Source organism: Nitrospira sp. BLG_1, from assembly GCF_047338595.1.
Taxonomy (GTDB): Bacteria; Nitrospirota; Nitrospiria; order Nitrospirales; family Nitrospiraceae; genus Nitrospira_D.
The window spans coordinates 1-7,556 of sequence record NZ_JBLFBO010000077.1 but is presented as its reverse complement, the minus strand read 5'-3'; the positions used below and the strand labels follow the sequence as shown (position 1 = coordinate 7,556).

The following is a 7,556-nucleotide window of genomic DNA, read 5'->3' as shown; positions in this document are numbered from 1 at the left end:
GCGGGCCCCCCGCCGCGTACGACAGCGCGTACTGGCCCAGATTACCTAACAGCGCTGCCACCCCCACTCCGGCCGCGACACGCCCCGTCTGCCCTAAAAATTCGCGCCGCGATGGGCCGGTCGATGCTGTGGGAGCTGTGCTATCTGGGGTGCCTGGGACTTCCTGAGGCAGATTGTTATCCATTGTGCGTCTCTCCTTCTCGCATGCGGTGAGGTGCCTACTGCCGGTCAATGCCGTTTTAAGCTAATACTGATCTCTGAACCGATCGACCTCCTGGCTTTTCCAACTGCCCGACTGACACTCTTATCCATCCTCTTCATGCGTCGGTAGCCGTTGTGATAGCTACCTTAGACCTGTTCTTTCTTGGATACTGCGCGAATCATCTTGGCCATGTTGTGGTGCGCAACATCTCACAACCATTGCCATCGATCTATCGGGGAAATCCTGAAAGAATGTCGGAAGATCCCCGATGAAAACTACTGAGGATCAGTAAAACCCCGAAATCAAATGAATCAGCTAGTGGACATGCCTCGTTTCCATCACAATAATGAGATTGAGGCTGCCAGGGAGTCCGATAACGTGGCCGGCGCACAAGAACCTTCTCTCCACAACTACGACGAACGTTGGGCGGTGGCTCGACTCGGAGTGCCGTACCGCAGAACATACACAAGATCTGCTGGGAAAATGGCCTAGCGCTTAAAGGTGGCCACGGCTTCTTCTTCCGTGTTGCACAACTGGATACTCTCTCCATAGACGCGGTTCAGCAGATTGAACCCGCTGGCATCGAGCGCCTCTTTGACCATTCCCTTCGCAGCGGCGATTTTCATCTCTCCTTGCACGTTGTTGAGCTGCTTGCAAGCCAGAATCAGGACCCGGATCCCGCCGCTGCTGATATAGTCAACATCGGCCAGGTTGATCACGACCTTTTTCGCACCGGAGTCCACAATCTTTTTCATCTCCCGATATCCTTGTTCGGCCGTGGTGGCGGAGAGGCTGCCCTGCATCTTGACGAAGATGACCCCAGCCTGCTCGTGAGAGGTGACCGTCAATGTGTGTCTGGTTCCTTGATCCATAGATTACGCTCCTTTCCTCTTTGAATGAATGCACCTCCGTCCTCGTGTGATCCAAATCTCTCAACAACCCGACGGAACCTCTTTCCCTGTTCTTCTTTGAAACACCTGTCCTCTTGAAGCCTGCCCAACGGCACCCACCATGGCGTCAGAATTCTTCCTTCTTGGTGCAGAGATAACGGATACGGTACCCTGAGTATGCAACATGCCAGAAGCTCAGAAGAGAGACGTATCGGGGAAACCCTGAAAAGAAGGCAGAAAGCCCCCGGGGAGAACATAGGAGCTCATCGAACGATACGGAGAGAGAGACCGAAGCGGGTTAAAAATCTGGTTGGATCAGCCCAACTCGCATCGCGAATCGGACCAACCCCGGCACATCGTGAATTTCAAGCCGTTCCATCAATTGACTTCTGTGTGTTTCGACGGTTTTCACGCTCAGGTTCAGGCGGTACGCGATGTCTTTCGTGGTTTGGCCTTCCGCGATCAATTGTAAAATCTCGCGCTGGCGCCCGCTCAGTCTGGTCAACGGACTGGACGGCGCTCCGGACTTATTTCGATAGGCCTCCACGGCGTACTTAGCAACAGCGGGGGTCAAATAGGTTTCGCCACGACTCACTGTTTTGATCGCCAATTCCAATTCTGCCAACTCAGCCCCTTTCAATAGGTACCCTGACGCACCGACCTGCAACGCTTGGCTGAGGTATTCTTCGTTGGCATACATCGACAACAGGATCACGCGCGTGGTCGACGATTCCTTGACAATCCGGGACGTTGCATCGAGTCCGTTCAAGCCCGGCATGGCAATATCCATCAGGACGAGATCCGGAGCCTCCATTTGCACAAACTTGACGGCTTCCAACCCATCCCCCATATCCGCGACAACTTGAATGCCTTCGACTTTTTGCAGAAGAGCCTTCATACCGGCCCTCACCAAGGCATGATCTTCCACGATAAGAAGCCGGATATGGCTCATGGCAATATGACCTCCGTCGGTACGTCCGGCTTGATCAGCTCTTGTTCGGCAAGCGAGAAACTCAATGCGAGCCTGGTCCCTTCACCCGGCACCGACGAAATCACCAAGCTCCCGCCAGCCAGCCGTGCACGCTCTTCCATACCAAGCAATCCGATGCTCTCTCCGCTCTGTGCCCGTCTTCGTGCCAGTATCACATCGAATCCGACACCATCGTCTTGGATGACGAGAGTCACATCCTCACCTCGCCGGCGCAGCGTCAGATCGATCATCTTCGCCTGTGAATACTTCGCGATGTTGGTCAGCGCCTCCTGCGCGACCCGGAAACAGGTGACCTCCATGGGAATCGGAATTCTCCCGTCCATCTCCTCAACTGCGAGCGAGAGGATCCAGCCATTTCGCGCCGCCTGCCGGTTGGCATACCATCGAAGTGCCGGAACCAATCCCAGATCGTCAAGAATCGACGGTCGCAGATCAAGCGCCAGCGTGCGCACTTGAGTCAGCAACTGGTCCACCAGCTCAAGGCTATCCGTGAGCGGGCTGAAACGGGTATCCCTGACCTCGCCATGCTGGATATCTTGCAAGTCAATTTTCAGCGCCGTCAGCAACTGTCCGACCTCGTCATGCAGGTCGCGTGCAAGTCGGCTTCGCTCCTCTTCCTGCACTTGCATCAGTTGGCTGGAAAGTATTCGCAGGGAATGGTTGGCGGCGCTTAATTCGGCAGTACGCTCCAGCACCTTCATTTCAAGCGCTTCATGTGCCTGTTTCAGGAGTGTCTCCCCCTGTTTCCGCTCGCTGATATCGCGAATAACTTGCGATACCCCTAGAAACTGACCGACCGCGTCCTTGAGCGGCGATAAGGTGACCGACACATCAATATATCGGCCGTCCTTGCTCAACCGTACGGCATCATAGTTTTGGATATCATGCGTTCCCCGCGCGGTGGCCAGCTCCCAGGCTCTGTCACGAGAAAGATGGCTAGGAATAATCGTGAGGATCGAGCGGCCAATCATCTCGTTGGCCGTATAGCCAAAGATGCGCTCCGCGCCTCCATTCCACGTCGTGACAAATCCGTCAGGTGTCACACTCAAAATGGCATCGCTGCTGCTCTCCATGATGGCCCCCAGTCGTCTGGTGGCATCATCAAGTTTCGCTTTCCTCGCTCGCGCCACGAGCCACGCCGCAATCCACAGAAAAGCTATGCCCACAACACGATTGAAACCGGCAATATCCACCGAGATGACTGGAGGTGATAGCGTGTGCCCGAGGTACGCGAGAACGGTTCCAATGGCCGCAACAAGATACGGGGCAATCGGCCACTCAATCCAGAGGGTCAAGATCGCACTAAAGACATCCCCGACAACCCAGATCGCATATCCCCACGGCATGAATACGTCCAGCAGGAACGTCACGGCCAGAATCAGCGGAATCAGTGCACGGGCATAATTACCGTTCATCACATACCAGCCCTGTCAAGAACACTGCAGACTATCAATCATAGACGCCTGTCTGTCGAAGCAGCACCTACCTCCCCATTAACGCCCGTATGATACTCCACTACCGGGACCGAGATCGAGACTGAGAGGAGGGATTCAGAAAGAGAACGGCCTAGCTGCTGACTTCGGCCGTTTGGCGATTGACGACCCAGACACCGGCGAGGATGAGACAGATTCCAACAATTTCAATCACACCAACAGCTTCCCCTAAGATCAGGGCAGACAGTCCAATCGCCGCTACCGGGGTCAGATTCCCCAGCACCGAGGCCCGTGACGGACCGACACCTTTCACGCCGAACAACCAGGCCTGTTGCGCCACCGCCGTTGCAAAGACGACAAGATAGCCAAGCGCCAGCCAATCGGAAGTAGTGACCGATCCTATTCCGGCATTCATCATTTTTTGATCGGTCCATAACAGCGGGATTTGAAGAACCGTGGCCACCATCAAGGTCGTCCAATTGACCGTCAAAGCCGATATGCGCTCCATAATCGTGCGGCTCCCGATGCTATAGAGCGCCCAGCTGACCACTCCGAGAAACACAAGCGTACTGCCCAGCAACGGCTGATCGCCGGCCGCCTGAAAACCCGCCACGGAGACCACACCAACCCCCGCGAAGGACAGCACCGCACCGGCCCAGACCGCGCGCAACGGCACATCCTTGATCAACATGGCTGAGAGCACTGTCGTCACGACCGGACTCGATCCGATGATCACACCACCAACTGCGCCGCTGACGTAGTTCAGGCCCATGAGGATGAACAGGTGGTTGCCCAATACACCAAGTCCCAGCAGGCCAAGCAGCCGAACATCGGCACCACTCATCCTCACGGCCCCACCCTCTTGGTACCACCAGGTCACAAGCAGAATCGCCAGCCCTCCGATATCGCGGAGGACCGAGGCCTCAACCGCGGAAAACGACGTGAGCGCCATCTTCTGCGCGACAATCGAGCCCCCCCAGATGGCCGCGGCAAGGACGACTGATCCATAGGCGACTGTTGTGGACGGTTGAGCCATGGTCAGTGGGATACCGTCGTTCCAACCTCCCCGTCAAGCAGTATTCTCCCGTCCCGTCATCGACTTGACGGTATTTACCTTTGTGCGTAGCCTGCGTCTAAGAGACAGGAGCAATCAACCGGGAGGTGTTCATGATTCGGAAACCAGGTCTACAAGGGTGGGTCTCAGTACTTGCAACCACGTCTCTTCTCCTCGCAGGCTGTACGACGGCGCTTGTCCGAGATGATGTCAGACATCCAAAAACTGAGGCCCATTGCTCAGGGTCTCAAGGTGTCGATGACTCCTCCATCGCCGTCCTGCCGGTCCCGGTGGTCGCTTTTGTCGTCCCGCATGTCAACCTCCATGACATCAAGGCTGACGACTATCTAAAACGATGCGGGGATTCAACGAAATTGATCAACCGGAAGGTCGAGGTGAACCGTACGGCTTGTATCCCGGCTGGATTGACTCGCATCATCACTCTCGGCATCTGGCAATGGTGTCCAGCCAGCATCTCATGGGAGGCGGATGTGAAGTCCTAACCCGCATGATTCATGACTCTTCCGCTGCAATCACCGCTCCGCTGTTGCGACAAGCCTGCGGCCGGCGGGCTCGCCCCTCAGACCCTCGACGTACTGCACGAGTACGGCTCTGGTCCTCCGGGCTCCGCGCGCCGGTCTCACGAGGCAGTTGGGCAATTTCGCCACGAACAGTCATGAATAGTGCGGGCTAACCCCTCCTGTCTCCTCCATGCTGTTGATCATCGATTCACTCTTGTGTGAAGTTGACACAGCTATTCGCAGTCTACCGAAAGCCGATCGCCACCTCCGGGCAAGCTGTCACATAAGCTCTCCCCGCCAGTAGTCCGAGAAGAAACGTGCCACAGCGCACTTGTGGTACCATAGCATCGTGACCGATATTGTGGTACCATAGCATCGTGACCGATATGATGGCCCCTAAGAATTGGATTGGATCGATCGTTCTTGTTCTGTTTGTCATCTTCCTCGGGATCGGATTAGCCTCGTGGAAATATGGATCACTGCAAACTGAACAGGCCGCATCAGCCAATCAGCCGGAACCGAGCGAGACCGTGACGGTCGCGGTCGCACGAACGATCGACCATCGACCGCACACCACGTCGATCGGAACCGTCCTGGCGCTTCGCTCGATTTCGCTGAAGAACGAGTTAGCCGGCACAGTCCGCGAAGTCCGCCTCACCCCAGGGCAAATCGTGGAAGCCGGAACCTTACTGGTGGCCCTCGATGTCTCGGTCGAGGAAGCAGACCTGCGCGCACAGGAAGCTCAGGTGGCACTCGCGAAAACGATTCTTCATCGCCGGCAGAATCTGAGTCAGGAGCTTGCCACCACGCAAGAGGAAGTGGATCGGGCACGCGCCGACTTGGACGTGGCCCAGGCCCAAATCGCCAGAACCAAGGCCGTCATCGCAAAAAAAACCATCCGTGCCCCATTCAAATCCAGGGTGGGAATCGCGGATATCCATCCCGGTCAATACTTGGACGAGGGAACACTCTTAACCACACTCCAAGGAGTGGGCGAAGCCGTGAATGTAGATTTTGCCGTCCCGCAACAGGTGGCTGGAGGGTTGCAGGCCGGCGACGCCGTTGAGATCTTGTCGTCCGTGACGGCCCCGTCCGTCACGGCCAAAATCGTTGCCGTCGATGCTCGTGTAGACCCCACAACCAGAAATGCCATGGTCCGCGCCAGAATCGCGGGGAACAGCCAGGTCCCAGCTCCCGGGTCATCCGTGCGGGTTCGGGTTCCCATTGGTGCCATGCGCAAGGTCGTCGCAATTCCCGTGAGTGCGATTCGCAAGGGACCTGGAGGCGATCAGGTGTTTGTCCTCGCGCAGGGCCAAGACGGCCAGACGAGAGTCCGTGCGCGCCAAGTCGAGACTGGACCCATGTTTGGTGACGACATCGTCATTCATGAAGGGCTCACCGTAGGAGAACAGGTCGCTGCGGTCGGGTCATTTAAGCTTCGTGACAGTGTGCTCGTCACGATTGCATCGACACCCCAGCATCCAGCGACGCACGCACAGCCCTAACTCACATTATTTATGAACACTTCTACTACAATCCGCTGATCCGCTGTTTCGACGAACCGTCATGAATAATGTGAGCTAAATCAGCGAGTCTTGATCTTTCCACACCATGAAGCAGCCATTCACCACCAGAGCTTTCACTGACGTCTTCATCGTCCATCCGGTCTTGGCCATCGTCGTCAACCTGGTGATCCTCCTCGTGGGATGGAAGGCATTGACCGCGCTCCCAGTCCAGCAGTATCCCACGATCGAGAACTCCCTGGTGGTGATCACGACCGTCTACTACGGAGCCAGTGCCGAAACCGTTCGTGGATTTATCAGTACCCCGATCGAGCGAGTGGTCTCGGCAATCAGTGGTGTCGATTATGTCGAATCGACCAGTCGGTCCGGTGTCAGCACTGTGACCGTTCACTTGAAATTGAACCACAGCAGCACCGCCGCCCTTGCTGAAGTCACAGCACGATTGCAACAGGTGCGGGCGGAACTGCCGCCGGAAGCTGAACCGGCTTCGATTGAAATACAGCGGGCAGATCGTCCCTATGCCTCTTTTTATCTCAGCTTCAGCTCACAAGAGCGCGCGGTTCCAGCCGTCACCGATTGGCTCCTTCGCACATTGCAACCACAACTGGCCACATTACCCGGGGTCCAACGGGTAACATTCGAAGGTGAACGGCAGATCGCTATGCGGATTTGGATCGACCCCGATCGTCTGGCCTCATTCAATCTCTCCCCCGGCGATGTCCAAGGTGCCCTTCGACGAAATAATTACCTTGCCGCCGTGGGCCGTACGAAAGGCAATCAGGTCCAGATTAATTTACTCGCCAATACCGATCTGCGCTCAACGACGGAATTTGAGGAACTGATCATCGCCGATCGAGACGGCGCCATCGTTCGACTGAGGGATGTGGCGCGAGTCGAGCGTGAAGCGGAAGAAGCGAACATCATCGCCAAATACGACGAAAC

At 56.2% G+C, this 7,556-nt stretch carries 7 protein-coding genes and 1 pseudogene; 3 read left to right on the top strand and 5 right to left on the bottom strand.

All coding sequences use genetic code 11. The features are described 5' to 3' along the window. The 5 genes and pseudogenes from ACMTNU_RS19865 to ACMTNU_RS19845 all read right to left on the bottom strand — a co-directional run. Window positions 1-184 (bottom strand): annotated as a pseudogene (locus ACMTNU_RS19865) (hypothetical protein); the annotation flags it as partial. Window positions 185-690: 506 nt separating this feature from the next. Continuing rightward, window positions 691-1,074, bottom strand: coding sequence for an STAS domain-containing protein (locus tag ACMTNU_RS19860; protein ID WP_413937031.1), 384 nt, complete (start codon window positions 1,072-1,074; stop codon window positions 691-693). 316 nt (window positions 1,075-1,390) lie between these two features. After that, window positions 1,391-2,044, bottom strand: a complete 654-nt coding sequence (locus ACMTNU_RS19855) for a response regulator (RefSeq protein WP_413937030.1) — start codon at window positions 2,042-2,044, stop codon at window positions 1,391-1,393. After that, complete coding sequence (locus ACMTNU_RS19850) at window positions 2,041-3,498, bottom strand: PAS domain S-box protein (RefSeq protein WP_413937029.1); 1,458 nt, start codon at window positions 3,496-3,498, stop codon at window positions 2,041-2,043. The genes ACMTNU_RS19855 and ACMTNU_RS19850 overlap by 4 nt, the downstream gene beginning before the upstream one ends. Before the next feature lie 151 nt (window positions 3,499-3,649). Continuing rightward, window positions 3,650-4,552: a DMT family transporter gene (locus ACMTNU_RS19845; protein WP_413937028.1), complete on the bottom strand. Its 903-nt coding sequence runs from the start codon at window positions 4,550-4,552 to the stop codon at window positions 3,650-3,652. A 131-nt stretch (window positions 4,553-4,683) separates the two neighbouring features. Between ACMTNU_RS19845 and ACMTNU_RS19840 the strand changes: the two genes are divergently transcribed. The 3 genes from ACMTNU_RS19840 to ACMTNU_RS19830 form a co-directional block, all read left to right on the top strand. Next, window positions 4,684-5,073, top strand: a complete 390-nt coding sequence (locus tag ACMTNU_RS19840; RefSeq protein ID WP_413937027.1) for a hypothetical protein — start codon at window positions 4,684-4,686, stop codon at window positions 5,071-5,073. A gap of 404 nt (window positions 5,074-5,477) precedes the next feature. Further along, window positions 5,478-6,596, top strand: a complete 1,119-nt coding sequence (locus ACMTNU_RS19835; RefSeq protein ID WP_413937026.1) for an efflux RND transporter periplasmic adaptor subunit — start codon at window positions 5,478-5,480, stop codon at window positions 6,594-6,596. A gap of 106 nt (window positions 6,597-6,702) precedes the next feature. After that, window positions 6,703-7,556: efflux RND transporter permease subunit (locus ACMTNU_RS19830; protein ID WP_413937025.1), on the top strand; the 854-nt coding region annotated here is incomplete at its 3' end.